The 24,480-nt window shown below is 57.8% G+C and carries 25 protein-coding genes and 1 tRNA gene; 11 read left to right on the top strand and 15 right to left on the bottom strand.

Going from position 1 to position 24,480, the window contains the following annotated elements; translation table 11 throughout:
• Positions 1-1,156: 1,156 nt before the first annotated feature.
• Positions 1,157-1,243 (bottom strand) — tRNA-Leu (locus RDA78_RS20170).
• A gap of 120 nt (positions 1,244-1,363) precedes the next feature.
• Positions 1,364-1,630 (bottom strand): FliM/FliN family flagellar motor switch protein, encoded by a 267-nt coding sequence (locus RDA78_RS20165; RefSeq protein ID WP_306143867.1) that lies wholly within the window; start codon positions 1,628-1,630, stop codon positions 1,364-1,366.
• A gap of 95 nt (positions 1,631-1,725) precedes the next feature.
• On the opposite strand from RDA78_RS20165, the gene lipB reads away from it, so the two are divergent.
• The gene (gene lipB, locus RDA78_RS20160) at positions 1,726-2,427 is read left to right on the top strand and encodes a lipoyl(octanoyl) transferase LipB (RefSeq protein WP_434051580.1); all 702 of its coding nucleotides are present in this window, start codon (positions 1,726-1,728) and stop codon (positions 2,425-2,427) included.
• An 18-nt stretch (positions 2,428-2,445) separates the two neighbouring features.
• On the opposite strand, the gene RDA78_RS20155 is transcribed toward lipB, so the two are convergent.
• The 6 genes from RDA78_RS20155 to RDA78_RS20130 all read right to left on the bottom strand — a co-directional run bounded on the left by RDA78_RS20155 (position 2,446) and on the right by RDA78_RS20130 (position 8,671).
• Positions 2,446-3,309 (bottom strand): NAD-dependent epimerase/dehydratase family protein, encoded by an 864-nt coding sequence (locus RDA78_RS20155; protein WP_434051579.1) that lies wholly within the window; start codon positions 3,307-3,309, stop codon positions 2,446-2,448.
• Positions 3,310-4,176, bottom strand: coding sequence for a glycosyltransferase (locus RDA78_RS20150; protein ID WP_434051578.1), 867 nt, complete (start codon positions 4,174-4,176; stop codon positions 3,310-3,312). It lies immediately after the preceding gene.
• 8 nt (positions 4,177-4,184) lie between these two features.
• A complete protein-coding gene (locus RDA78_RS20145; RefSeq protein WP_434051577.1) occupies positions 4,185-5,405 on the bottom strand; it encodes an NAD-dependent epimerase/dehydratase family protein in 1,221 nt (406 codons plus the stop codon).
• A 146-nt stretch (positions 5,406-5,551) separates the two neighbouring features.
• Positions 5,552-5,836 (bottom strand): acylphosphatase, encoded by a 285-nt coding sequence (locus RDA78_RS20140; RefSeq protein ID WP_434051576.1) that lies wholly within the window; start codon positions 5,834-5,836, stop codon positions 5,552-5,554.
• Positions 5,837-5,906: 70 nt separating this feature from the next.
• Positions 5,907-6,563 (bottom strand): HAD hydrolase-like protein, encoded by a 657-nt coding sequence (locus tag RDA78_RS20135; protein ID WP_434051575.1) that lies wholly within the window; start codon positions 6,561-6,563, stop codon positions 5,907-5,909.
• A gap of 95 nt (positions 6,564-6,658) precedes the next feature.
• The gene (locus RDA78_RS20130; protein ID WP_434051574.1) at positions 6,659-8,671 is read right to left on the bottom strand and encodes an acetyl-CoA carboxylase biotin carboxylase subunit; all 2,013 of its coding nucleotides are present in this window, start codon (positions 8,669-8,671) and stop codon (positions 6,659-6,661) included.
• Positions 8,672-8,869: 198 nt separating this feature from the next.
• Between RDA78_RS20130 and RDA78_RS20125 the strand changes: the two genes are divergently transcribed.
• Positions 8,870-9,343, top strand: a complete 474-nt coding sequence (locus RDA78_RS20125) for a hypothetical protein (protein WP_434051573.1) — start codon at positions 8,870-8,872, stop codon at positions 9,341-9,343.
• 155 nt (positions 9,344-9,498) lie between these two features.
• Entirely contained in the window at positions 9,499-9,813 is a 315-nt protein-coding gene (locus tag RDA78_RS20120) for a hypothetical protein (protein WP_434051572.1), read from the top strand.
• An 80-nt stretch (positions 9,814-9,893) separates the two neighbouring features.
• Here RDA78_RS20120 and RDA78_RS20115 read toward each other — a convergent pair whose 3' ends face one another.
• Positions 9,894-11,426, bottom strand: a complete 1,533-nt coding sequence (locus tag RDA78_RS20115) for an acyl-CoA carboxylase subunit beta (RefSeq protein WP_434051571.1) — start codon at positions 11,424-11,426, stop codon at positions 9,894-9,896.
• A 625-nt stretch (positions 11,427-12,051) separates the two neighbouring features.
• Here RDA78_RS20115 and RDA78_RS20110 point away from each other — a divergent pair.
• From RDA78_RS20110 to mgtE, 5 genes are all read left to right on the top strand, one after another.
• A complete protein-coding gene (locus RDA78_RS20110) occupies positions 12,052-13,476 on the top strand; it encodes a circularly permuted type 2 ATP-grasp protein (RefSeq protein ID WP_434051570.1) in 1,425 nt (474 codons plus the stop codon).
• Positions 13,477-13,482: 6 nt separating this feature from the next.
• Positions 13,483-14,433, top strand: coding sequence for an alpha-E domain-containing protein (locus RDA78_RS20105; RefSeq protein ID WP_434051569.1), 951 nt, complete (start codon positions 13,483-13,485; stop codon positions 14,431-14,433).
• Positions 14,434-14,460: 27 nt separating this feature from the next.
• Positions 14,461-15,279, top strand: a complete 819-nt coding sequence (locus RDA78_RS20100; RefSeq protein ID WP_434051568.1) for a transglutaminase family protein — start codon at positions 14,461-14,463, stop codon at positions 15,277-15,279.
• Positions 15,280-15,355: 76 nt separating this feature from the next.
• Positions 15,356-16,087, top strand: coding sequence for a peptidase (locus RDA78_RS20095; protein ID WP_434051567.1), 732 nt, complete (start codon positions 15,356-15,358; stop codon positions 16,085-16,087).
• A 75-nt stretch (positions 16,088-16,162) separates the two neighbouring features.
• A complete protein-coding gene (mgtE, locus tag RDA78_RS20090; RefSeq protein ID WP_434051566.1) occupies positions 16,163-17,584 on the top strand; it encodes a magnesium transporter in 1,422 nt (473 codons plus the stop codon).
• Positions 17,585-17,687: 103 nt separating this feature from the next.
• Here mgtE and RDA78_RS20085 read toward each other — a convergent pair whose 3' ends face one another.
• Together RDA78_RS20085 and RDA78_RS20080 are read right to left on the bottom strand one after the other, a co-directional pair.
• Positions 17,688-18,461, bottom strand: a complete 774-nt coding sequence (locus RDA78_RS20085) for an ATP12 family chaperone protein (RefSeq protein ID WP_434051565.1) — start codon at positions 18,459-18,461, stop codon at positions 17,688-17,690.
• Entirely contained in the window at positions 18,461-19,141 is a 681-nt protein-coding gene (locus RDA78_RS20080) for an HAD-IA family hydrolase (RefSeq protein WP_434051564.1), read from the bottom strand. The genes RDA78_RS20085 and RDA78_RS20080 overlap by 1 nt, the downstream gene beginning before the upstream one ends.
• Positions 19,142-19,551: 410 nt before the next feature.
• Here RDA78_RS20080 and RDA78_RS20075 point away from each other — a divergent pair, with 410 nt between their 5' ends.
• The 3 genes from RDA78_RS20075 to RDA78_RS20065 all read left to right on the top strand — a co-directional run bounded on the left by RDA78_RS20075 (position 19,552) and on the right by RDA78_RS20065 (position 21,479).
• A complete protein-coding gene (locus RDA78_RS20075; protein ID WP_434051563.1) occupies positions 19,552-20,694 on the top strand; it encodes a DUF2778 domain-containing protein in 1,143 nt (380 codons plus the stop codon).
• Between the two features lie 72 nt (positions 20,695-20,766).
• Positions 20,767-20,937 carry a hypothetical protein gene (locus RDA78_RS20070; RefSeq protein WP_319382481.1) on the top strand — a complete coding sequence of 57 codons (171 nt, stop codon included), beginning with the start codon at positions 20,767-20,769 and terminating at the stop codon, positions 20,935-20,937.
• Positions 20,938-20,990: 53 nt separating this feature from the next.
• Positions 20,991-21,479 (top strand): AAA family ATPase, encoded by a 489-nt coding sequence (locus tag RDA78_RS20065; protein ID WP_434051562.1) that lies wholly within the window; start codon positions 20,991-20,993, stop codon positions 21,477-21,479.
• Between the two features lie 30 nt (positions 21,480-21,509).
• Here RDA78_RS20065 and RDA78_RS20060 read toward each other — a convergent pair whose 3' ends face one another.
• From RDA78_RS20060 to RDA78_RS20045, 4 genes are all read right to left on the bottom strand, one after another.
• Positions 21,510-22,529 (bottom strand): RluA family pseudouridine synthase, encoded by a 1,020-nt coding sequence (locus tag RDA78_RS20060; protein WP_434051561.1) that lies wholly within the window; start codon positions 22,527-22,529, stop codon positions 21,510-21,512.
• Positions 22,530-22,650: 121 nt separating this feature from the next.
• Positions 22,651-23,034 carry a fluoride efflux transporter CrcB gene (gene crcB / locus RDA78_RS20055; protein WP_434051560.1) on the bottom strand — a complete coding sequence of 128 codons (384 nt, stop codon included), beginning with the start codon at positions 23,032-23,034 and terminating at the stop codon, positions 22,651-22,653.
• Positions 23,035-23,266: 232 nt separating this feature from the next.
• On the bottom strand, positions 23,267-23,827 hold the full coding sequence (locus RDA78_RS20050; RefSeq protein WP_434051559.1) for a hypothetical protein: 561 nt from the start codon (positions 23,825-23,827) through the stop codon (positions 23,267-23,269).
• A 40-nt stretch (positions 23,828-23,867) separates the two neighbouring features.
• A complete protein-coding gene (locus RDA78_RS20045) occupies positions 23,868-24,383 on the bottom strand; it encodes a hypothetical protein (RefSeq protein WP_434051558.1) in 516 nt (171 codons plus the stop codon).
• Positions 24,384-24,480: the final 97 nt, after the last annotated feature.

Here is a 24,480-nt window from a genome sequence, read left to right as displayed (position 1 = left end):
GGCGTCCCGAAAGGTGCCCGTTCAACCAGCGAGGTGTCTGGTTGCCATGGTACGACCGAGCAAACCCCGAAGAAGAATATTTCTATTATTTTACAATGACTTAAGCACTTATTCAGAAATGACTCCTTATGAGCCACAATCTGTTCGCGTCTCTTTGTATTTGTCCGCTGATGGGACAGGCTCACGACAAAGCTACTTCAGGATGAGCATGTAGATCACGTTTCCCTATAGCGGAGACGTAAACATGAGCAGCCCAACGACCATCTCATTCAAATGCTTAGCCTCTTGTCAGCTGCTTTCGGCAAGGCCCCGCTGAACATGCCGCCATCATCACAATCTCGTGAGAAAAGGCATCGTTTATGCCCTAGCGTCATTTTTATGTTTACCCAGGGTATATTGTGTGGTTGTATTTTGGCAATTGCAGTGAAAATTTCTTTTGATTCCCAGGGGCCTCCCGGGTTTTGGCCTCTGGGATTTTTATCGAGTTCGATGATCCGCCCATCACGAGTAGCATCTAATTTTGCATTGATGGTCGGGCCGTCTGCTGCACCAATCCCGATAAAATAGGCGCCAAGTAAGCATACCCGCTCTTATTTCACTTACCCTAGGTAATTTTTTTGTGTTATACTAATTGTATTGCTGCAAACATGATTTAATATCCTAGGGGGCACCCGGGGTTAAGCCCCCTGGGACTATTTTAAATTCGGTATTTCAGCTTTTTGTGAGCCACAATCAGTTTGGGAAGAGTCCACGGCACAGCTGTAGAAACGCTGTGATAAGCACGCATCGCAATCCATCTGTTTGATCGATATGCATGTGGCTGCGACTCTGGGTTTCTGCTTAACCTTTATCAAGGCAAATGCACAGTGGCCGGCGTCGCCGATGCGGCGCAAAACTCCAAGGTCTTGATCCCCGCTGCCATGGCCGGGAACCTCTTTCTCAACTATCAGTTTCTTTGATTTAACTGCTCAGGACCGGGCGTATTTTGAGCCACAAGTGCATTTGGGTTGCCGAACCGAGCTCACGCAAATTGCGCTCCTATATTGCTTCCTTCAGCAATCGAAAAGACACGTGTTTTGTCTCTTGAAAAAGGTACGAAAACTTTAAAGGCGCCCCGAAGGACGCCTTAAAGATCATTCACTTAGTAAGTGATCCTTGGTGCGGTCGAGAAGACTCGAACTTCCACGGGTTTTACCCCACAGCGACCTCAACGCTGCGCGTCTACCAATTCCGCCACGACCGCATATCAAGTTTTTCTCACGCCGTTTGGCGTCGAGGCGCTCCGTGTAGCAAAAGGACTTTGGGGGCGCAAGAGCAGAATTGGCAATAATTCACCGAGGCGGAAATTTTCTTGAGGATGCCGCTAGAGCGGCCCGTCTGTCCGCATCGGGCGGATCTCCGGCGGGCGCATGAGCACTTCGGTAATCGAGATCCCGATCCGCTCACCGAGCAGGACCACCTGCCCCCGGGCAACCAGCGTGTTGTTGGCGTAGATCTTGACGTCGTCGTCCTCGCTCACGTCAAGATCGATGACCGCGCCACGGCCCATGCGCAACAGCTGGTGAACCGGCATTTCACTCTCGCCAAGCACAACGGAAATGTCGACTTTGATTTCGTCAAAGGTGGTCATCGGACATCAAGATCCTTAAATAGGGCGAACCCGCAAGCGCTGCACCATACCACGCCACGGCCAGCCAGCTCAAAAAACAAAGAACTGTCATCCACATGTCACCTGCCGAAAGAGACACGCTTTCCCTCAGTTTTCTGCCGATCTCGGGGGCAAATCCGGTGGAATGGAAGATTTCGGATGAGCTTGTCGACTACGAGACCGCGCTTTTGGAAATGGACGAACGCGTCAAAAGAATCATTTCCGGCGAGGCTCGCGAGCTGGTCTGGCTGCTCGAACACCCCCCGCTTTACACCGCTGGAACAAGCGCCGACGACAACGATCTTGTCGCGCCCGACCGGTTCCCGGTCTACCGAACGGGACGCGGCGGACAGCACACCTATCACGGCCCCGGTCAACGGGTCGCTTATGTGATGCTGGATCTCAAGCAGCGGCAGCAGGACGTCAGGGCATTCGTCTCGGCCCTGGAAGCCTGGCTGATCAACACGCTCTGGCACTACCACATTCGCGGCGAACGCCGCGAGGACCGGGTCGGTGTCTGGGTTCGCCGCCCAGACCGTGGTCAGACAGTCGAAGACAAGATTGCTGCAATCGGCATCCGACTGCGCAAATGGGTGACCTTTCACGGCATAAGCTTCAACGTGGAACCGGATCTTGAGCACTTTTCCGGGATTGTCCCTTGCGGCGTTACCGAACATGGCGTGACCAGCCTGGTTGATCTGGGCATTCCGGTGAGCATGGCGGAAAACGACACCGTGCTGCGGGCCGAGTTTGAAAAGATTTTTGGCCCTGTCGCCTGATCAGGGCTCCCGGTCGGTTCACTCACCTCGGCAGCCCGCTTCGACGAATGCCTTCAGTTTGCCAAGCCCACCGGGCAGCCAGCCGACCTGACGAAGTTTGGACGCATCCATGACACCTGGCAACGTCGTGGCTCTTGCCGGCAATACACCCTTGATACCGCTACATTCTGAGACAAGTGTCAGAAGATCGCGCCGGTCAAGCAGGAGATCGGACACGTTGAAAACGTCAAACCCGCGCTCTGGCGTTTGAAGAACGAGCGAAACGGCAGCCGCCAGATCGTCACCATGAACCTCCGTTGCGCAGCGGGGCTCAATTTCCACGTCCGATCGGTAGTCGTCAAACAGGCTCGACCACTTGTGACGATCCATTCCGGGCGGCGTCCCGTAAACGCCGGTCACGCGCAGAGCAATGCCTGCAAACCGCGTATCACACAGCTCTTCGAGAGCTCTTTCGCCCTCAAGCTTCACCTGCCCGTAAAGGCTGTCCGGTTCCGGTGCATCTGTTTCATGCAGCGTTTCGCCGCGCCGAGCGTCGCCGTAGACCGCGCGGCTCGACAGGAAAACGGTCTTGCAGCAGCCCGCCATCTTCGCGGCTTGGAACAAGGCACGGGTACCCTCGACATTCAGTTTCCGGAACCGCTCCGGATCATCCCCTTGCCCGCCCCGGAACTTGCCGGGATCGTGATGCAGGGCGCAGTGGACAAGCGCATCTGCTTCCGGCAAACGCGGCGACATCTTGGACAAGTCGAACCGGGCAAATTCAAGGGCTGTGTCTACTGCCGGTCTTCGGCCCAACGCCGTCACATGGTTGCCCTCTCCCGCAAGGCGAGCGGCTAGAAACCGGCCGACTGTTCCGCTCGCACCCGTGATCAGTATCCGCATTCAGGACGCCTGTTGATTTGTCCACTCGTCCGGCCCGGCCAAACGCCTTGTGTCGGCGGGAACGCCATCACCAGTCGCGAAAGCCTGCCAGAGATCCATCAGCGGGCGAAGGCGCTCGCTCTTGTCATGACCGGTCTGCCAGGGCTTTTCGTACTGGAAGTGCAGAATATGGATCTGCTCCCAGTTCCACAGGCCCGGCAGGTTGAACCAGACATATTGCAGCATGTTGTAGAAGACCGGCAGCCCGTGCCAGTCCGGAAAGAAGCTCTCCAGGAACGTCTGGTCGGTCCGGCGCCAGAATACCTCCGGTCTGTCGAGTGCTTCCAGCATGCGCTGAAAGGTTGCCGTGTTCGGACGCGCCGTGAAGACACCGCTGTTCAGGCGATGAAAGTCGTCGAGGCTTTCGTAAACGTTCGGCGCCGCGCAGAATTCGGGATAGTCGAACAACCGGTCGCAATTCTGCAGAACGAGCGCGTCGGCATCAATGAAGACAACGCGGTCGTAGTCGGTGAGCTGCCACAAACGCAACTTGACGAAATTGTCGAGCGGCGTGTGAAAGGCAGGTTTCCCGCCTTTGTTGAACGGTGCAGCTTCGTGAAGCCGACCGCGTTCATGCCTCTCGTTGAAGCCGGCCGACGTCTCCAGGCGCCGACACCGCGCAAGTCGCGGGTTGAAGCCTTTCAGCATCTCCAGGTTTTCATCGTCGACGCCCGGAGTGCAAAGCACGACCAGGTCCGCTGCGGTGCCCGTTCGCCGCAAGGATCGCAGCAGCGCCGATGCCCCCAGAACATAGTCGCGGTTGCTCACCAACGTCACATAGGCAACGCTCGAACCTGCGGGTCGGTCGAAGATCGGCCATTCACTCATGACCGGCCTCAGGAAACCGATTTCAGCCGTGGGTGCTCCGGATCGTGTTCGATTTCGGAGGCGATGTCCCGTGTCCACGCGGAAACTGCCGGAACACGGCTCCGGTCGACGCGATAAGCAAATGCCTTGGCGACATCGACGACTTCTTCGAGCAGGCCGTCTTCAAGCCGGATCGGGTCGAGGCCCAGTTCCAGGAACTGCTTGTTCTCCACGACGAGGTCGTTCTCGGCCGCTTCCTTTCGTGGGTTCGGCAGATAGGCAACCTTCGCGCCGGTCAGTCTCGAGATCAGTTCGGCAAGATCGCGGACACGGTGCGTTTCCGTCATCTGGTTGAACACCTTGACCCTGTCTCCGTTCTGCGGCGCGTTTTGCAATGCCAGCTCGATACAGCGCACAGAATCCTGGATGTGGATGAAGGCACGGGTCTGGCCTCCTGTTCCGTGGACGGTTAGCGGATAGCCGATCGCTGCCTGAATGAGAAAACGGTTCAGGACGGTGCCATAGTCGCCGTCATAGTCGAAGCGGTTGATCAGCTGTTTGTGCCGCCGGGTCTGGTCCGTGTGTGTTCCCCAGACGATACCCTGGTGCAGATCCGTGATCCTCAACCCATCGTTCTTCGCGTAGAACTGGAACAGGAGCTGATCGAGACACTTGGTCATGTGATAGATCGAGCCGGGATTGGCCGGATAGAGAATCTGCTGATTTGCCGTTGTTCCGGCAAGGGTTTCGACGCCGACGTCGAGATATCCTTCCGGGATCGCGGCGCCGACGTTCGAGTACCCGTAAACGCCCATGGTTCCAAGGTGAACAAGATGCGCGTCGAGATCGAGCTCGACCATGGCGTTGAGCAGATGATGAGTCGCGTTGACGTTGTTGCTGACGGTATAATTCTTGTGCTGATCCGATTTCATCGAATAGGGCGCGGCCCGCTGCTCGGCAAAATGTATGATTGCGTCGGGGCGGTTGTCTGACAACCAGGCCTTGAAGACCTCGTAGTGCTCAGCAATGTCGATCAGGTGGAAATGGATCGTGTTGCCGGTTTCCTGCTTCCAGATACGCGTGCGCTCCTGAATAGAGCCCATTGGCGTGAGCGACTGGACACCGAGTTCCGCATCGATCCAGCGGCGGCTCAGATCGTCGATGATGTGAACGTCATGACCAAGATTGGACAGGTGCAGGGATGTGGGCCAGCCGACGAAACCGTCGCCGCCGAGTATCGCAATTTTCACAGGACGTCTCCCTTGCCTGACGACCGTGCGCCTCGCCGCCAGGTTCTGATTGTTTCATATGAGAGATCAGATCATTGCGATGATTCAGTGACATTTCAACGTTGAATTTTGCAATTGATACATAAGCACAGGTTTTCTGCGGACAGCTACGCAGTTTCCCTGATTTCGAATTCGCCCGAAAGCGGTTCGTCCGACGATGTCGGCGTCACAGCCCTCACACTGGCAAAGGTCGGGCCCCTCCAGAGGTGTTCAAGCATGTCGGAGACAGTATCGGAGGGACCGGAAAAAACGGCCTCGACCGCTCCGGTCCTGCGGTTTCTGACCCAGCCTGAAAGACCTCTCGCAACCGCCGCATTCGCACACCAGGCACGATAACCGACGCCTTGAACACGCCCCTCTACAATGACGTGAAAGGTTTCAGTGTCGGACATGCTTCGTCTCCACAGATCGAAAGCAGAATAGCGCAATGAACGAGGACGTCACATCCGGATTGTCGGCCTTTCAGGCCTGCGCGTTCAAAAACTCAGCGATATCCCGCGGCCTTTCCGCCATCATTACCGGGCGTTCAGCTTCCAGTTCTTCCCGGCTGCCGTAACCCCATAGAACACCGATCCCGGCAACGCCGTTGGCGTTCGCGCCGATAAGATCGTGCTTGCGGTCACCGATCATCAGAGTTTCTTCCGCCGAAACACCTTCCTCTTCCAGAATATGGGCGATCAGCTCGGCTTTTTGCGAACGCTCCCCACTGAGCTCGGAACCGTAGACCGTGCCGAAATGCGGCATCAGTTCAAAATGCTCGACGATCTTGCCGGCATATGCGTGCGGTTTCGATGTGCACACGTGAAGATCAAGCGAAGCAGTGCCGAGCGTCGCCAGCACATCGGGGATACCGCTGATCAGCGTATTCTCGTAAAGACCTGTCACGGTATAGCGCTCGCGGTATTGTGCCACCGCCAGGTCCAGGTCGGACCGGTCGGACGTGTTCAGGAGCACTTCGAAGCTGTCCCAGAGCGGTGGCCCGATGCACCAGTGGAGATCTTTTCCCTCAGGGACATGCGCGCCCATTTTCTGGAGTGCATGCTGGATCGAACGGGTGATTCCCTCAAACGGATCGGTCAAGGTCCCGTCGAGGTCGAACAGTACTGTCGTGAATGACATGAGGCCTCGGAGGTGTTCAATGAAAACAGCCCGGAACGGAGATGTTCCGGGCTGTCTGATTACGTTCGCAGGCGAGACCGAGTCAATCTGCGCGCTTAAGAAAACTCCATGATCACCGCGTCGACCGCAAGACTGTCGCCGGGCGCTGCCTTGATCGCGGAGACGACACAGTCGCGCTCGGCGCGCAACACGTTCTCCATCTTCATTGCCTCGACGACGGCAAGCTGCTCTCCGGCCTTGATCTCCTGGCCTTCGGAAACCGCAATGGACACCACGAGACCCGGCATCGGACACAGCAGCATCTTGGACGTGTCCGGCGGCAGTTTCTCCGGCATGAGCGCGTCCAGTTCCGCAACGCGGGGCGTCATGACCTTCGCGACAACCGAGTATCCTTGCCAGTCGAGCCGGTACCCGCCCGTAACCGGTCTTATCTGAACCGTGACGCTGTTCGAACCGACCTTGCCGGACCACAGGACATCCCCCGGGCTCCAGTCAGATTCGACATTCAGGATTGGACCGTCGCCAATGGCAACATCCAGTTCAACGGGGGTTCCGGGATATCCGGCCGCGATGCGGATCGGCACGTAGGTCTTGTCCAGCTTGACGACCCAGTCCTCCCGCATTTCTCCGGAATGCGCCCGCAGGCGTCCGGGCAGATGATCCAGACGCTCGCGCCTGAGTGCCCCCATTGAAAGTGCAACGGCGGCAAGCACCGCATAGGCTGCATCGTCCGGGACCGCCGGCGAAAAGCCATCCGGGTATTCATCCGCAATGAAACTTGTCGCCAGCTCACCGGAGCGCCAGCGCGGATGGTTCATCAAGGCCGTCAGGAACGGAACGTTGTGCTGAATGCCGTCGACATAAAACGCGTCCAGCGCCGTGCTCATCGCATCGATCGCCTGCTCCCGGCTCGGGGCATGCGTGACCAGTTTGGCGATCATCGGATCGTAGAACATGGAGATCTCGGATCCCTCGACCACGCCCGTATCGTTGCGGACCGTCACGCCGTCGCCTGCGATTTCCTCGGGCGGCTGGTAGCGCACGAGCCGCCCGATGGACGGCAGGAAATTGCGGTAAGGATCTTCCGCATAGATCCTGCTCTCGACGGACCAGCCGTTCAGCTTGACGTCGTCCTGGGCGATAGAAAGTTCTTCCCCGGCTGCAACCCGGATCATCTGCTCCACCAGATCGACGCCGGTGATGAGTTCGGTGACCGGGTGCTCGACCTGCAGGCGGGTGTTCATCTCGAGAAAGAAGAAGCTCTTGTCCTGACCGGCCACGAATTCGACAGTTCCGGCACTGTCGTAGTCGACCGCCTTTGCCAGCGCGACCGCCTGTTCACCCATCTTCCGCCGCGTTTCCTCGTCCAGCAGCGGTGAAGGTGCTTCCTCGATGACCTTCTGGTTCCGGCGCTGGATCGAGCATTCGCGCTCGCCGAGATAGATGGCATTGCCGTGCTTGTCACCGAGCACCTGGATTTCGATATGGCGCGGGTTCTCGATGAACTTCTCGACAAACACGCGGTCATCGCCGAAGGATGAGGCTGCCTCGGACTTGGACCGGTCATAGCCGTCACGCACCTCATCCGCATTCCAGGCAATGCGCATGCCTTTGCCGCCGCCGCCGGCCGACGCCTTGATCATGACGGGGTAGCCGATGTCCTGCGCGATCTCGACGGCCTGTTCCGCTGTTTCAATGACGCCGAGATACCCCGGAACGGTGCTGACCTTGGCATTATTCGCGAATTTCTTGGATTCGATCTTGTCGCCCATTGCCTCGATGGCGCGCGGATTGGGGCCGATCCAGACAATACCTTCCTTTTTCAGGGCCTCAGGAAAACTTGCGCGTTCCGAAAGGAAGCCATAGCCGGGATGGACCGCTTCCGCACCGGTCTGTTTGCAGGCAGCAATGATCTTGTCGGCGATCAGGTAGGACTCGGCTGCCGGCGCTGGACCGATATGGACGGCCTCGTCCGCCATCTCGACATGCAACGCGTCCCGGTCCGCATCCGAGTAGACCGCAACGGTCTTGATGCCCATGCGGCGGGCGGTCTTCATGACCCTGCAGGCAATTTCACCCCTGTTGGCGACGAGAATTTTCGAGAACATGCATTTCCACCCGACTGGACTGTTTCCTTGGTTTTAGGCCTGGCGCAGCGGCTGCGCAACTTAGCCAAAGGGCGAGCGGTCGGCCCCCGATGGCAACAGCTTAAAGAAAAGTTTAGGCCGCCTGCGCACGTGCCCCTGTCAACCTCACGTAAAGTTAAAGGTTTTCCTTGATAATTTGGCCAATAGTGGGGTGCAGACATGAAACGTCTCGTTGCATTTTTCTTCCTGGCCTTGTGTGTACCGATCGGTGCGCAGGCTGAAACAATCGGCAAATGGCATCGCGGCGATGTCAACGGATTCACGCGCTATTGGACCACCAACGACGTCGGGTCGAACTTCGTGGTCTGGTGCCATCCGCAAAGACAGGTCAACGGCACGCTGCTGCATGTTGAAATAGAGGGCAGGATGCCGCCCCCCAACAGCCGCGTGCGCGTGATTCTCGATTCCAGCGTTCTGGAGCTGCCCGTCAATGAACATGGCTACATCGGCACCGGGTGTCCGACCTGTTCAGACAGTTTCGGCTATGTCTGGCACAAGATCCGGTCCTCCCGCACCCTGGCCATCAAATTCCCGGACAACACCTATGCCGGCTTTTCCCTCAAGGGCGCGCCGAATGTACTCCCGGGAGATGTCTGCCCGACGGACTGGCAAAAGCGAAGAGCGAAGTCCTAGCAACATATCGCCCGATCTGCCGACCAAACCTGACGCTGGTGTGTCAAGGCGTTAAATGGCATTTTATGTGCCGACGGTCACACTGGTCTCGAGCCGCCTGACGCAAGATGCAGGTTGAACTGACCACGAGACGCCAGTCACCAACGGAGGCAGATATGAACAATCGTCGTCTTGCAATCGCGGCCGTGTTGCTGGGAAGCATTTTCTGGACGTCAGCCGCACAGGCAAGACCGGACCTGCGCCAGATGAGCTGCCGGCAGGCACAGAATATGGTCAAGCAGCATGGCTCGGTCGTCTTCACGACAGGCCGGCACACCTACTCCATGTTCGTCTCGAACCGCAGCTTCTGCGACTACAATCAGGAACTGTTCGTGCAGTACGGCCCGACCAAGGACAATCGCAAGTGTCCGGTCGCCTATGAGTGCAGGGAGCCCCTCTTCCCGCGTGGCGGGTTCAACCGCTGGGACTGAACGATGGGGTCCGTACCCTAGCGGGCCGGTCGGACCGGCCTGTTTTGTCATGATCCTGTCAAGGCGACCCCGGAAACTCGTCAGAGCGGAATGTTGTCGTGCTTCTTCCAGGGCGTCTCTTCCCGTTTCGATCTGAGGAGAGCCAGCGCCTTGGCAACGCGGCGACGTGTCGAATGGGGCCTGATAACGTCGTCGATGTAACCGCGTTCGGCAGCGACAAACGGATTTGCAAAGCGGTCTTCGTAGTCTTTTGTGCGCTTTGCGATTTTGTCCTGATCGCCCAACTCGTTCCGGTAGAGAATCTCAACCGCGCCTTTCGCCCCCATCACCGCAATCTCCGCGCTTGGCCAGGCGTAATTGATATCGCCGCCAATATGCTTCGAACTCATGACGTCGTAAGCGCCGCCATAAGCCTTGCGGGTGATCACCGTAACTTTCGGGACGGTTGCCTCCGTGTAGGCAAAAAGCAGTTTCGCGCCGTGTTTTATCAGCCCGCCGTATTCCTGCGCCGTGCCCGGCAGGAAGCCCGGCACGTCTACAAAGGTGACGATCGGGATGTTGAAGCAGTCGCAGAACCGGACAAAACGAGCAGCCTTGCGGCTTGCGTCTGAATCCAGAACCCCGGCAAGCACCATCGGCTGGTTGGCAACGATGCCGACGGACCGGCCTTCGATCCGCCCGAAGCCCGTCAGGATGTTGCCCGCGAAGCCTTTCTGGATCTCAAAGAAATCGCCCTCATCGACCGTCTTCAGGACAAGTTCACGCATGTCGTAAGGCTTGTTCGGATTGTCAGGCACAAGCGTGTCGAGGCTGGTGTCGATCCGGTCGGGATCGTCGTAGTTCGTCAGTTCCGGGAGGTTGGCCTGATTGTTCATCGGCAGAAAATCAATGAGCCGCCGCATCTCCGAGAGCGCTTCGACATCGTTGTCGAACGCCCCATCGGCAATTGATGACTTGGTCGTGTGGATCGAGGCCCCGCCCAGTTCTTCGGCCGTCACTGTCTCGTTGGTCACCGTTTTGACGACGTCGGGGCCGGTGACGAACATGTAGGACGTGTCACGCACCATGAAGATGAAATCGGTCATTGCCGGCGAATAGACATCGCCGCCGGCGCAAGGCCCCATGATCAGGGAAATCTGCGGGATCACACCCGACGCAAGCACGTTGCGCCGGAACACTTCACCATATCCGCCCAGGGCCGCCACGCCTTCCTGGATGCGCGCTCCTCCCGCATCGAAGAGACCGATGATCGGTGCCCGGTTCTGCAGGGCCATGTCCTGTAGCTTGGTGATCTTTTCCGCATGCGCTTCGGAGAGCGAACCGCCGAAAACGGTGAAATCCTTGGAGAACACGTAAATGGTCCTGCCGTTGACCGTTCCCCAACCGGTCACAACGCCATCGCCCGGGATGTGTTGCTCCTCCATGCCGAATTCGGTGCAGCGATGCTGCTTGAACATGTCGAATTCTTCAAAAGAGCCCTCGTCCAGAAGAGCCTCGATACGCTCGCGAGCGGTGAGTTTGCCCTTCGAGTGCTGAGAGTCGATCCGGCGTTGACCGCCCCCGAGGCGGGCCGTCTCGCGGCGTTGTTCCAGTTCGGCCAGCACTTCTTTCATCAGGTCCTCCCGCTACGCGATTTTTAAAAGGCCGTACCATGTTCCATGCACAAGGCAAAGTCAGCATATGGGCTTAAGGAAGGCGGCGAAGCGGGAATTTCACGCTGCCCAATCTTAGGTGATGGACCCATAAATGAGACTGAAATGGCATGCGAAATGGCGAAATCCCGTTAGGAAGGGTGTGCGGAGCGGGCTTTTTGCCCGGTCAAGCACGCTGACGCCACGGGGTGACGCCATATCCATGTCCTTCGGATTTGACCGGCTTGCTCCTCCTCGGCGTTGCGAAAGGCTTGAAAATGAGGGACATTTCCTGCGCTTCCGCGCCTTGACGAGAAGCAAGCCGCCTCAAACCAGTACTGCCTCATTTATGGGTCCATCACCTAGGGCCATTGCAGGATCGCCTTTCTAAGCATGACCGTTCAGAACGGAGAACCGCTAACCCACAGACCTCTGGCGGATATAGGTTTTCAGTGTTGCGGATCTGTTGGACGGTTCTTCGACAACGTCTTCAACACGGGGACGAAATTGCACAAACACTGGGCAACAAAGCTGAGATATTGTCCTTTGACACACTTCAGAATTTTGTCATGATTGCAAAACAAGCAAAACAGGCAAAGGGGAGGCAATGGCGGACGATCGGACTTTCTTCAATGAAATGCTCGACGATGCCGGTGGACCGCGGTCACCTTATTCCAGGCTCGCGACTTGGCTCGAAGACAAACCCGCTAATTTCCTTACAAAGAAGAGCCGGGATGCGGAGACGATTTTCCGCAGGCTCGGGATCACCTTCGCTGTCTACGGGGCAGAAGAAGCAACGGAACGACTGATCCCCTTCGATCCCATCCCCCGTATCATTTCCGCTTCCGAGTGGCGAAAACTGTCAGCAGGCATCGATCAGCGCGTACGCGCCCTCAACGCCTTCATGCACGACATCTACCATCGCCAGGAAATCCTGCGCGCCGGCATCATTCCCGCCGACCTTATCTTGCAGAACGAAGCGTTCCTGCCTGAAATGGCGGGGTTCACACCTGCGCGCAAGGTCTATGCACACATTATTGGTACGGATCTTGTCCGGGTTTCGGAGAACGAGTTCTACGTCCTGGAAGACAACACCCGCACCCCGAGCGGCGTTTCCTACATGATGGAAAACCGCGAAACGATGATGCGGCTGTTCCCGGAACTCTTCCAGACTCACGCCGTTGCACCTGTCGAGCAATATCCCGAACTCCTGCGCCGGACGCTGGAAAGCGTCGCACCTGATCCGTCCAAGTCGGCGCAGACCATCGTCGTCCTGACACCCGGCATCTATAACTCGGCCTATTTCGAACACGCCTTTCTGGCTGATTCCATGGGTGTTGAACTGGTGGAAGGCCGGGATCTTTTTGTCGATGCCGGCAAGGTTTTTATGCGCACGACGCGCGAACCGGAACAGGTCGACGTGATCTACAGGCGCATCGACGATGCGTTCCTGGATCCCCTCACCTTCAATGCGGACAGCATGCTGGGTGTGCCGGGACTGTTCGATGCCTATCGCGCGGGCAATGTCACGATCTGCAACGCTCCCGGCACCGGGATTGCCGACGACAAGGCCATCTACGCCTATGTTCCCGATATCATCGAGTTCTACACGGGCCAGAAGCCCATCCTCAACAACGTCCCGACGTGGAACTGCTCACGCCCCGACGATCTGGCCTACGTTCTCGACAATCTCGAGGACATTGTCGTCAAGGAAGTCCATGGCTCCGGCGGTTATGGCATGCTGATCGGCCCGACCGCGTCCAAGCGAGAGATTGCCGAGTTCCGAAAGGTTCTCGAGGCAACACCGTCCAACTACATCGCCCAGCCGACCCTTGCGCTCTCGGCCTGTCCGACCCATGTCGCCTCCGGCGTCGCGCCCAGGCACGTGGATTTGCGCCCCTTCGTGCTGATCGGCGATCAGGTCCGGATCACACCTGGCGGCCTGACCCGCGTTGCACTCAAAAAAGGATCGCTTGTCGTCAATTCCAGTCAGGGCGGCGGCACCAAGGATACCTGGGTACTTGAGGACTGACATCTGATGCTCGGAAGAACCGCCTCCTCGCTTTTCTGGATGTCGCGCTACCAAGAGCGGGCCCAGAATGTGGCCCGCCTCCTGGAAGTCGCCTATCGTGGAGCGATCATATCCCACCGCGGACAGGAACACGGCACACATTGGACATTCGCGTTGACCTGTTCGGGATGCGAAGCCGAATTCTCGGAAAAATACGATGAACTCGGGATCCGCAATCTCGCGTTTTTCCTTCTTTTTTCAAAGGAGAATTCCGTCAGCGTGCGCAACAGTCTCGAACTGGCCCGCAACAACGCACGCGCGGTTCGAACCGGGATCACCGCCGAACTCTGGGAAGCAATCAACACCACCTGGATCGAGTTCACCGAGGTCAACCCGCAGACCATCACCCAGGAAAGGCTACCGGACTTTCTTGCATGGGTGAACCAGCGGGCGCACCTGTTCCGTGGCGCTCTTTTGAACACGGTGCTCAGAAACGACGGCTATTTCTTCTCCCAAATGGGCAATTTCGTGGAACGCGCGGACAACACGGCGCGGATCCTCAACACGCAATACTGGTCGCTCTTGCCGGACAGCGACATTCTCGATGACGGCTCCATGGAAAAGTACCAGTGGTCGGCCATCCTCAGAGCGCTGTCGGGCCGAAGAAGCTACCGCTTTGCCTATCCCAACGCCCGGCTGAAAGCCTTTAATATCGCGGAGTTCCTTATTCTCAGGAAGGAGATGCCGCGATCACTCGCGCATTGCTACAACTGGATCGCAGACACTGCAGAAGATCTTTCGCAATTCTACAGTTCACAGGAGCCGAGCCTCGCAATGGCGAAGGAAATCGCGCAGAGCCTGTCTGAAAAGCAGATGCGTGAAATCTACCAGGACGGGCTTCACGAGTTTCTGGCCGACTTTGTCGGCAGAAACAACCAGTTCGCGTTCGAGCTGTCCAAGGACTACAACTTCTCCTGACCGAACCAAACTTCAACCGGGTGCCGCATGCAACTGACCGTCCGACATTCAACTCGTTACCGTTACGACGCGCCGCTTGCGAACGCCATGCAGCAGATCCGCCTGACGCCGGAGAACGGGCCGGCGCAACAGGTGATCGAATGGTCGATCGACGCCCCCGGCATTTCCCGTGCGACAACCTACAAGGACGCCTTCGGCAATCGGGTTCACATGGTTTCGCGCAGCGAACCCGTGGAAGATGTGGAAATTACCGCGACGGGGATAGTGGAGACAAAAGACACCAACGGGATCCTTGGCCAGGAACCAGATGCCACGGTTCCGCCGCGGATCTACACGCGCATAACTCCCCTGACACAGCCGAACCAGGCGATCAGGAGGCTGGCTGCGAACGCGGAGGACGATGACCGGATTTCCGGTTTCCATGCGCTCATGCATGCGATCAGAGACAAGGTTGATTACAAGGTCGGTGTCACGGAGACGCACGCACCGGCGGCAGCGGCTTTGGCGGCCGGCGAAGGCGTCTGTCAGGACCACGCACACATCTTCATCGCGGCTGCCCGCTCCCTCGGTGTCCCGGCGCGCTATGTTTCCGGATACCTTCTGCTTGAAGACGAACAGGCCTCCGAAGCGCACCATGCCTGGGCTGAAGTGCTGATTGAAGGTCTCGGCTGGACGGGTTTCGACGTTTCGAACGCGCAATGTCCTACCGATCGCTACATCCGGCTGACCGTCGGTCTCGATTCGCGGTCTGCCGCGCCGATCCGGGGCATCCGCTTTGGCGGATTGGAGGAAAACCTTCAGGTCCAGGTCGACGTGACACAGGCGGTTTTTCAACAACAGCAGTAATTGTGACTTTTCGGACGCCCAATCGCAGTTCAGTGTGGTAACAGATCGGTGGGCAATGTCTGAGGGGCTTTATTGAATGACATATTGTGTCGGCTTGAAACTGGACCGCGGGCTTGTGTTTGCCGCAGACACGCGCACCAATGCCGGTGTCGATAACATTGCCACCTACAAGAAGCTTCACATTTGGGAAGAGCCCGGCGAGCGGGTAATCACGTTGCTGTCGGCGGGTAATCTCGCGGTGACCCAGGCGGTCGTCTCACTCCTGAGCGAACACATCACCTCTGCGGAAAACGACCGTGCCACGCTGATGACCGCCAAGACCATGTTCCAGGTTGCGCGGCTCGTAGGCAGCGCGGTGCGGGAGGTCAAGTCGATCGACGGCGAAGCCCTTGCGACCAGCGCAGAGAATTTCTTCGTGACATTCATCATCGGTGGCCAGATCGAGGGCGAAGAGCCGCGCATGTTCCAGATATACGCGGCGGGAAATTTCATCGAAGTCGGTGAAGACACCCCGTTCCTCCAGATCGGTGAGCACAAATACGGCAAGCCGATCCTCGACCGTGTCACCAGAGCGGACATGCGCCTCGGCGAGGCCGCAAAACTGGTTCTGCTCTCCTTTGATTCCACCATCAGGTCGAACCTGTCCGTCGGCATGCCCATCGACATGCTGCTCTACAACAAGGACACCTTTTCGACCGACCGGCAGGTGCGGATCGAGCAGGACGACCCCTATTTCCAGAAACTCTCGCAAGGTTGGTCGGAAAAACTGCGCGCAGCCTTTGGCGACATTGACGAATTCGACGTTTGAACGGCGCCCCTCGCTGTCAGAAAGGCGTCACAAACCGGCTTTAGAAGCGGACCGACCGACCCGGAGTAAGTCTTCATGAGCAGCGGCACCGCAAGCGAACTCGACCCCGTCACCTGGACACGGGAAACGTCGCAGGAGCCGCTGGAGGCAAACGACAACGCCCTGAAAGCCGTCAGGGACATGATCAAGGCTGGCAAGCGCAACCAGATTGTCGAGCTTCTCAAGCGCTGGGATCCGATCGACGTCATGCAGCTGCTGACCCGGCTGCGGCTGAAGCAGGCGCGCAAGCTCTTCCAGTGGCTGCCGGCCAATCCCTCTATCAAGGTTGTTGCGGAACTCAGGCCCGAATTCCGGTCGATCCTGATGGAAGAATCAACGCTCGAACAGTTCAGGGACATTCTTGCCGGCCTGGACCCTGAAGATGCGATCGAAATTCTCAACGAGTTTCCCGATGATGTCGCCGACGAACTGATCGCCCGCCTCCCCGACGTCGAGGATATTGCCACCAGAGGCACCTATGCCGACGATACCGCCGGCAGGGTCATGGCGCGCAAATTCGTCGCCCTGCGTGAAGACTGCACGGCCGGCGAAGCCGTCGAACTGATGCGCGATGAAGCCGACCGGATACGCAGGGTCTTTACCGTCTATGTCACCGATGCGGCCGGGAAACTCACCGGGACCGTGGAAGTGGGAAAGCTGTTGCTCGCGCAGGACGATGTTCAGCTCAAAGAGATCATGAACCGGGATGTGATCGCCGTTTCCACAGATACGGACCAGGAAGAAGTTCTTCGTCTTGCCCGGAAGCGTGACATGCGCACGGTCCCGGTTGTCAGCGGCGAAGGCCACCTGATCGGGCGGATCACGCCGAAACAACTGACCCGGATCGCAGCAGACGAAGCCAACGAGGACATGCTGCTGATGAGTGGTGTCTCCGGCGAGGCGCGCTCGGACGACACGGTTTTCCGGATTGTTCGCGGGCGACTTCCTTGGCTGCTGGCGGGTCTCGTAGGGGCAAGCGTGGCAGCAACCGTGGTCGGGTCTTACGAAGACCAACTCGCCGAAGCGGCGATCCTTGCCGCCTTCATCCCCGTGACCATGTCGATGGCCGGGAATGCCGGTCTCCAGGCTTCCGCGGTTGCCGTTCAGGGGATCGCCACCGGCGCGCTCTGGTCAGGTGATATCGCCTTCCGGCTGCTGAAGGAGTCCTTCGCAGCCCTCATCAATGGCGCCGTTGCCGGGACGTTGCTCGGAATCCTGGTTCTTGCGGCGTCGCTGATCGTTCCGCTCGAAGCACCTGAACGTCTTGCCCTGGCGACGTCGCTGTCCTTGCTTTGCGTTACCACGCTTGCGGCCATGGTCGGGGCAACGGTGCCCATCGTCCTGGACAAGATCGGCATCGATCCGGCCATGGCCATCGGGGTCTTCATCACCTCGTCCAACGATGTCCTCGGTGTCCTGATCTTCTTCCTGATGGCGACCTCGTTCTACATGGCGTGAAGCTCATCCTGTCACAAGGCTGTCCGGAGGCTCAGAACGGGCCGATGACCGCTGCTACCATGGATCGGACGGCCGCGGGTCCTTCGGGACCCATCAGGAGCCTTCAGGTCGTTTGCAGGATCAGAACAGCCGCATCAAATTCGGTTCGCTTGTAGGCGCGCATCTGCGCGGCTTGCGCATCCTCTCCCCAGCGTTCGATATTGTGATCCTCTTCCACATGCGCTGCGGTCCAGGCCATATCCGCATCAACATGGCCCTCGCGCAGGCCGAGAGCGAGCAGTGCGGACCCGGTCAGGCTGGTGATCGTGTGAAGCGCGGCAAGACGCAGCGGCGTCTCGCCCGCAAGACGGTCCTTGTAGGAGGCCAGAAGCGCATCGGCTTGGGCAGCATGGATCACGCCTTCGATCAGAACGAACCGTCCCCCCAGAAGCTCGCCAGCCCAATCGACAACCGGATCCCAGAGCACGCGCTGCGTCTCGACAAGGCTTTGCGGATCATCGGCGCGATAACACAATGCGTCGTTGCCGGCGAAGCTGACGATGTCATCCAGGACTTCCTCAGCGCGCACGCTCACCGCGTCGAGCGCGGAATTGGTGATCCTGGTGAGCGGCATCGTCGCCGGGTTGATCTCCTTTTCCTGCGCCGCCCATTCTGCCGATACGGATGCCGCCAGCTTTTCGTTCGGCAGGGAAAGCGCCGCCTTTCCTGGCGTCTTCACCGGTCTTCCGTCGAGATGAATGACAAAACCGTCTTCCGTTTCGGCGTAAGCAGCCTCCTTGTAGAAACGCTTCGGAAGTTCGCGTCTGGAGAGTTCACGCGCGCGCTGCTCGGGATCTTTGGCCGCTTCTTCATGCAGCGTATCAAGAAAGTCGCGCATCAGACTGTTTCCTTGTCAAAATTCAGAATTTCGGCTAGCGCGTCATCCAGTTCATCGAAACCATGAATGATCGTGTCTGCGCCTTCGGCCGCGAGCCGTGAATGGTCATGGTATCCCCACGTAACGCCAATGGTTCTGATGCCTGCCGATTTGGCCATCGACATGTCGAACCCGGTATCGCCGATCATGACCGACCTTTCAGGACCCACACCTGTTTCAGACAGCGCCCGCTCGATCATGTCGGGATGCGGCTTGGATGGGGACGTATCGGCCGTCTGGATCGTTGCGAACTTGCCGTGAAGACCATGCGTGTCTTGCATGTGCTTTACCCCGCGCAGGGCCTTGCCGGTTGCAATGCCAAGCAGGAAGTCATCCCGTGCGTGCAGCCGCTCGATTGCCTCCCTTGCACCAGGGTACAGCGGATCAATTTCGAGACCTTCGGCCCGCCTCGCCCACTTGGCCTGCCGATATGCTTCGGCCATCGCAGGCACCTTCTCAAGATGCGCTTCTCCGACTAGATCCGAAAACGCCTCTTCGAGAGACCGGCCCACAATCGAAAGTGCCGTCTTGCGGTCAGGCATCGGCAATCCCACGGCTTCGAAACCGACCTGAAGCCCATGAAAAATGGTGTTCTGACTGTCGACCAGCGTCCCGTCGACATCGAAAATGATCAGATACATGAGGAAACCTGTGCCCGTTCAGCCAAGGCCCGCATGTGCAGTGTTTTCCGCTCCGGGTCAAGGGTCATTTGATTGCCGGGAAAGTGACAGCCTCTCGCCACTTCGTTTTGCCGATCAAGCGTGAGAAGACGAAGACCGAAGGGCCCCCATGTTCGGGCAATTTGAATCGGTCTCTGGCCGCATAACCCCTTTGAGGCAGATGTGCCCGAAATTTGCCTCTTTGTGGTGGTTTTGGAAGCCTGCACTTCCCGTAAGGTCTTGTTAACCATGTTCGTAAACCGTCCGGTTACCATACAAGCGGATACTTGTGCAGGTGGTTGGACGCAGTCGTTTGGGACAGATTGTCGCCAAATCCGAACAGTTTTGGAACGCAGTATTCTAATTGCGTCCAGTGGGATGGTGTTGCCGGAATGCAAAAGATCGAACAGAAAACACCGAACGGGGACAAGCAACCGAGACGGGCACGGACCTTTCCCCTGCGCACCTTTGGCATCGTGCTCGTTCTGGCGGTGCTCGCCCTCTCGACAGGTTTTTTTGGCCCGGCGCTCACGTCGGCAGGCAAATTCGCTTCCGAACCCGGACATGATCAAACGGTTATCGCGCTTGTCACACCGGCGGTACCTGCCGCGGCAGAGCAGCAATCGAGTGTCTCTGGTGCCCAGTCTTTTGCCAGCGTTTCGCCATCAGCCAACGCCTTGACCGCCAAGGATACCGCCGAGCCATCCGTGACTGTGCGTGTCCAGCTGTTTTCAGACACAGCGGCAGCTTTGGACGATGAACGCGTCAAGAAAATCGCCAAATTCAAGCTTGCGGCCAAACTTGCGCATCTCAGGTTTGCCCAGCATCTGGCCATCGCGCGGGCTGAGCGCGTAGAGGCAGCTGCACAGCTGGCGCTCGCCCAGCCGGCACTTGTTGCACCGGTGGCCACAGTTCGTGTGCCGGGCACCAAACCGGAAGCACCTGTTCGTTCCGTGGCGGTGCGCACAAAGCCGGATGCGGAGGTATCTCAAACCCCGGCACCCGTTCTCGCCTATGCGACACCCGGCATACCGGAGGAGCAGAACAAGAGCGGTTTCGGCGGACTGGGCAAGATCTTCAACGGTTTGAAGGGCGGCCTTCCGGGCCGTGGTAGCGGCATTGCGGTCTATGATATCAGCGCTGCGGTCGTCCACATGCCGGACGGAACGAAACTTGAAGCCCACTCGGGCATCGGCCACCGGAAAGACAACCCAAAATATGCGCATGTGAGGAACCTCGGACCGACCCCGCCCAACATCTACGATCTGAGAATGCGTGAACGGCGGTTCCACGGTGTCGAGGCCATTCGTATGACACCGAGAGATCTGGCAGCGATGAAGGGCCGCGACGGCATGCTGGCGCACAGCCCCCTGCTCCGCCGCTCCAATGGCTCTCACGGCTGTGTTGCCTTCAAGGACTACAACAAGTTCCTGAAGGCCTTCAAAGCCGGCAAGGTGAAGAAAATCATCGTGGTCCCGTCCATGGAGAAGCTGCCGAAATACATGGCCAAGCTCAATCGGGGCACCGACGCCTGAGTTTGCGCTGAACATCTTGCCCTTGGGCGGCAGATTGGCTAAAGACAGCGAAGTCCCGTCCGGAGCTTTTCCTTGACCAAGATACTGGCCGTCTTCCTCATCCTGATTGCCGCCATTCAGGTAATCAAACCACTTGGCTGGCCGGGGCTCAAGAAGCGATCCGACGCCTGGAAATTCGTTGCCGGCGTCGTCGCGGTGACGGTCGTGTCCGTCATCGTCAGCGCCCTTTTTCAGGGGCTCTAGGGTACGGAACTGCTATCCCCGAAAGCACGTTCCTCCTCACAAGGCAGGGGCAGATGGTCGAGCAAGCCACCCTTCACATGATCTGCGGAAAGATCGCCGCCGGCAAATCGACACTGGCGCGCAGCCTTGCGGAAACGCCGGGCACAATTTTGATCCGTGAAGATTTCTGGCTGTCCGAACTTTACGGCGATCAGATACAGACCCTCGCCGATTATGTGAAATTTTCAGCGAAGCTGCGAACGGCGCTCAAGCCGCATATTGTCGACCTGCTCAGATCAGGTCTCTCCGTCGTCCTCGACTTTCCCGCAAACACGATCGACTTGAGGCTGTGGATGCGCGATCTCTTCGAAACGGCGGGCTGCGAACACCAGTTGCATCTGATTGATGTCAGCGACGACGTCTGCAGGGAACGGCTCAGAAAGCGCAACGCCACCGGCGAACACGAATTTCAGGTTTCCGACGAACAATTCGAGCGCGTCAGCCGTCACTACCAGCCTCCGGTCGAAGCGGAAGGTTTCAACATCCGCATCCATCCCGCATGACGGTCCGGGTCGTCCGGGCGTTTCGGATGACTACCGCCTGATCAGCGTCTCGTCCGGATCGTCCGCTTCCGGATCATAGTCGCTTGCGTTAAAGCCGAGCAGGTTCCAGGTCTGCTGCATGTGCGGGGGAAGTGGCGCCGATACGTCGATCATGCCATGGCCCGACGGGTGCGGAATGACGATGCGGCGTGCCAGAAGGTGCAGCCGGTTCTGGATGCCTCCGGGAAGCTCCCAGTTCTCGATGTTGAAATACTTGTCGTCACCGATGATCGGGTGACCGATATGAGCGGCATGCGCCCTGAGCTGGTGGGTCCGGCCCGTGACCGGCTTCATGGTGACCCAGGACAGTTTCTGCGCCGATTGCTCGAAGACGGAATAAAGAGATACCGCGTGCTGGGCGTCATCGTCGCCCTGGCGGGTGACCCGCATCCTCTCCTCGCCTTCGCTGCGCGCCAGAAAGGTTGATATGCGGCCCTGCTTCGGCTTGGGCACACCTGCGAGCATCGTCCAATAGATCTTGCGCGTGTTCCGATGTCGGAAGGCCTTGGTCAGTTCCTGCGCCGCTTGCCGCGTCCGCGCAACCAGGATGATGCCGGATGTTTCCCGGTCGAGGCGATGCACCAGGCGCGGCTTGTTGCCCTTGCGGTCGGTGAACGCGTCCAGCATGCCGTCAAGATGCCGTTTGAGACCGGAACCGCCCTGGACCGCCAGCCCGGCCGGCTTGTTCAGCACCATGACCTGATTGTCCTCGAAGAGCAGCATCTCCTCGATGGCTTTCCTGTCATCAGCGGTCAATTTCGTGGATTTGGGCTTTGCATTCTTGCGGTCGTCCGCCGGGAGATCAACGCCAAGTGGCGGGATCCGCACCAACTGTCCCTTGGCGATACGCGTACTGGCTTCGGCGCGCTTGCCGTCGACGCGGACCTGGCCGGTGCGCAGCAGCTTTTGCAGACGGCCGAAACCGAGGCCCGGATAATGCGCCTTGAACCAACGGTCGAGGCGCATGCCCGCTTCGTCGGCGGTCACTTTTTTCTGTTCAATCGCGGACATATTGTTCTCGGAACCATTGGCGATCCGGCGGGATCGCTGTCAACCAGGGCTTTGCACTTGCCACGGCTGGAAGATCATTCCGCTGCGTATAGGCGCAATTCGGCACAATTGGAAGGGAAACTTAGGACACCACCTGACGCGCAATGGCAAGGCCGCCGAACACTGCCGCGATGGACAGCACCACCGATGCCACCACGTACACCATCGCCAGAATCGTGTCGCCACGCTCCCACAGCACAGAAGTATCGAGCGAGAAAGCAGAAAACGTCGTGAAACCGCCGAGAATGCCGGTCGCAATGAAGTATCGAACGGTCTGAATATGCTGAAAATCCGATTTCACCAGCCACCCGATCAGGAGCCCCATAGCAAGCGAACCGACAACGTTCACCGTGAGCGTTCCAACGGGAAACCCTGTCCCGAACAGCCGCAGGCTGGCGAGAGCCACAAGATGTCTTGCCCCCGCCCCGAATGCACCGCCCAGCATTACAAGAAGAAGATGTTTCAAACCGTCTCCATCTCTTTCAAACACCCGCTCCCCGATCTGTTTGAGCGTCAGGTTTTCCGTCCTGGCTCGTCAGACATGGGCAGGCAAGCGAACGATCAATTGCCTCCCGATCAAGGCATCCAAAGGCATTGCATCAACTTTGAGCCCCGCGCCCGCTTCAACACTACTCAGAGCGAAGCGAAGGACCAAGCCCCTACCTGAAAGGTTCAGGTGAACCGCATTCGTATCGCGGTCAGAAGTAGCCTTTCAGCGCAGGATTGGCCTGATAAAGCGGCGCGACAAGCCGACTTTCTGCGTCCAGAACCGCCATGTCGTGCATATGTTTCAGATCGCTATGCGGTTCTATATGATCAGGCAGTGTCCATTCCTGATCGGCGACGCGAGCCAGGACCTTAAAGAGATCTGGTGAGACAAGTAGCCGGAACCCTTCATCCGATCCACCGTTCAGCTTGCTGTTCAGATGCGGAAAGTCGGGACTTACCAGCTGATATCCGGACCCGAAATAGGGGATCAGAAAGTGCTCCGACAAGAGAGCCGGTTCTTTGTAGTAGTCCCAGAATTGCTTGGGCACCACGACGAAAACTGCATTGCTCCAGTATGAAAAGGTGGACCGGTTCGACAGGTATTCGACATAGAACTGGTTGCTCTGGCAATAAAGCGGCAGAAACTCCTGTCGCTCAGCTTCGCGGAAAACCCTGCTGTAGCCCCTGTCCTTCCAGGTCCACTCCACCTCATCAAGGAGTTGGTCGCCGAGATAGACCGGAAACATCACGTGATCAATGGTAAGCAGCATCGCAGTTTTCCTTGGTTGAAGCCGGGCCGCGGCAAGAAAATCAGTTTCTCTTGAATGCATCTTCCTCGGAGAAGGTGATTTTCCGCCCTGCCTTGAATATCTGGCCAAGCCACTTGCCACTGTATTGACGCGCAAAGACAAACATGGAGCCGTTCGAATATACATCGTACACGATATTCAACACCTTGATTTTGTTGTTGAAGATCCGATACTTGCCGGAATCGGTGCTGCGACTGCATTTTCGGTAGAGCCGCTTGACGTCTCCGTCGTTGAAAAAGGCGAAATAGAGCACGCAATTGTTGCCGCTGAGAAAAGTCGTTCTTATGGTTTTGCCCTTCAGAGCCCTGCGGATTGCATTTCCATTGAGCTGTCTCCAGCCATCCGGAACCTTGCCTGAACGCGCCGCCTCGCGAAATGTCTTCTTGTATTCCTTAAGTTCTGATCGGCTGATTTCCTGCCCGTTGTTTGCCACTTCTATTGTCAGCTTCGCTGCAATAGACGGACTTGAAAAAAGAATGCAGGAAACAGAAAATAAAGCCAAAAGCAATTTGGACATAAATTCACTCCAGTCGGATTTTTATTTTTGAATCACAGAGGAAAACGCACGGGATAATAATCAGTAATCTGGAGTTTCAAACACTATTTTGACAACA

Source organism: Roseibium sp. (assembly GCF_051016195.1).
Taxonomy (GTDB): Bacteria; Pseudomonadota; Alphaproteobacteria; order Rhizobiales; family Stappiaceae; genus Roseibium.
The sequence above is the reverse complement of the archived record's forward strand: the minus strand, read 5'-3'. Positions and strand labels throughout refer to the sequence as shown.

Excerpts from the sequence above, each read along its gene's own strand:
- RDA78_RS20165 (WP_306143867.1), bottom strand. The coding sequence starts at position 1,630 with ATGACCACCTTTGACGAAATCAAAGTCGACATTTCCGTTGTGCTTGGC.
- lipB (WP_434051580.1), top strand. The coding sequence starts at position 1,726 with ATGTCACCTGCCGAAAGAGACACGCTTTCCCTCAGTTTTCTGCCGATC.
- RDA78_RS20155 (WP_434051579.1), bottom strand. The coding sequence starts at position 3,309 with ATGCGGATACTGATCACGGGTGCGAGCGGAACAGTCGGCCGGTTTCTA.
- RDA78_RS20150 (WP_434051578.1), bottom strand. The coding sequence starts at position 4,176 with ATGAGTGAATGGCCGATCTTCGACCGACCCGCAGGTTCGAGCGTTGCC.
- RDA78_RS20140 (WP_434051576.1), bottom strand. The coding sequence starts at position 5,836 with ATGTCCGACACTGAAACCTTTCACGTCATTGTAGAGGGGCGTGTTCAA.
- RDA78_RS20135 (WP_434051575.1), bottom strand. The coding sequence starts at position 6,563 with ATGTCATTCACGACAGTACTGTTCGACCTCGACGGGACCTTGACCGAT.
- RDA78_RS20130 (WP_434051574.1), bottom strand. The coding sequence starts at position 8,671 with ATGTTCTCGAAAATTCTCGTCGCCAACAGGGGTGAAATTGCCTGCAGG.
- RDA78_RS20125 (WP_434051573.1), top strand. The coding sequence starts at position 8,870 with ATGAAACGTCTCGTTGCATTTTTCTTCCTGGCCTTGTGTGTACCGATC.
- RDA78_RS20120 (WP_434051572.1), top strand. The coding sequence starts at position 9,499 with ATGAACAATCGTCGTCTTGCAATCGCGGCCGTGTTGCTGGGAAGCATT.
- RDA78_RS20115 (WP_434051571.1), bottom strand. The coding sequence starts at position 11,426 with ATGAAAGAAGTGCTGGCCGAACTGGAACAACGCCGCGAGACGGCCCGC.
- RDA78_RS20110 (WP_434051570.1), top strand. The coding sequence starts at position 12,052 with ATGGCGGACGATCGGACTTTCTTCAATGAAATGCTCGACGATGCCGGT.
- RDA78_RS20105 (WP_434051569.1), top strand. The coding sequence starts at position 13,483 with ATGCTCGGAAGAACCGCCTCCTCGCTTTTCTGGATGTCGCGCTACCAA.
- RDA78_RS20100 (WP_434051568.1), top strand. The coding sequence starts at position 14,461 with ATGCAACTGACCGTCCGACATTCAACTCGTTACCGTTACGACGCGCCG.
- RDA78_RS20095 (WP_434051567.1), top strand. The coding sequence starts at position 15,356 with ATGACATATTGTGTCGGCTTGAAACTGGACCGCGGGCTTGTGTTTGCC.
- mgtE (WP_434051566.1), top strand. The coding sequence starts at position 16,163 with ATGAGCAGCGGCACCGCAAGCGAACTCGACCCCGTCACCTGGACACGG.
- RDA78_RS20085 (WP_434051565.1), bottom strand. The coding sequence starts at position 18,461 with ATGCGCGACTTTCTTGATACGCTGCATGAAGAAGCGGCCAAAGATCCC.
- RDA78_RS20080 (WP_434051564.1), bottom strand. The coding sequence starts at position 19,141 with ATGTATCTGATCATTTTCGATGTCGACGGGACGCTGGTCGACAGTCAG.
- RDA78_RS20075 (WP_434051563.1), top strand. The coding sequence starts at position 19,552 with ATGCAAAAGATCGAACAGAAAACACCGAACGGGGACAAGCAACCGAGA.
- RDA78_RS20065 (WP_434051562.1), top strand. The coding sequence starts at position 20,991 with ATGGTCGAGCAAGCCACCCTTCACATGATCTGCGGAAAGATCGCCGCC.
- RDA78_RS20060 (WP_434051561.1), bottom strand. The coding sequence starts at position 22,529 with ATGTCCGCGATTGAACAGAAAAAAGTGACCGCCGACGAAGCGGGCATG.
- RDA78_RS20050 (WP_434051559.1), bottom strand. The coding sequence starts at position 23,827 with ATGCTGCTTACCATTGATCACGTGATGTTTCCGGTCTATCTCGGCGAC.
- RDA78_RS20045 (WP_434051558.1), bottom strand. The coding sequence starts at position 24,383 with ATGTCCAAATTGCTTTTGGCTTTATTTTCTGTTTCCTGCATTCTTTTT.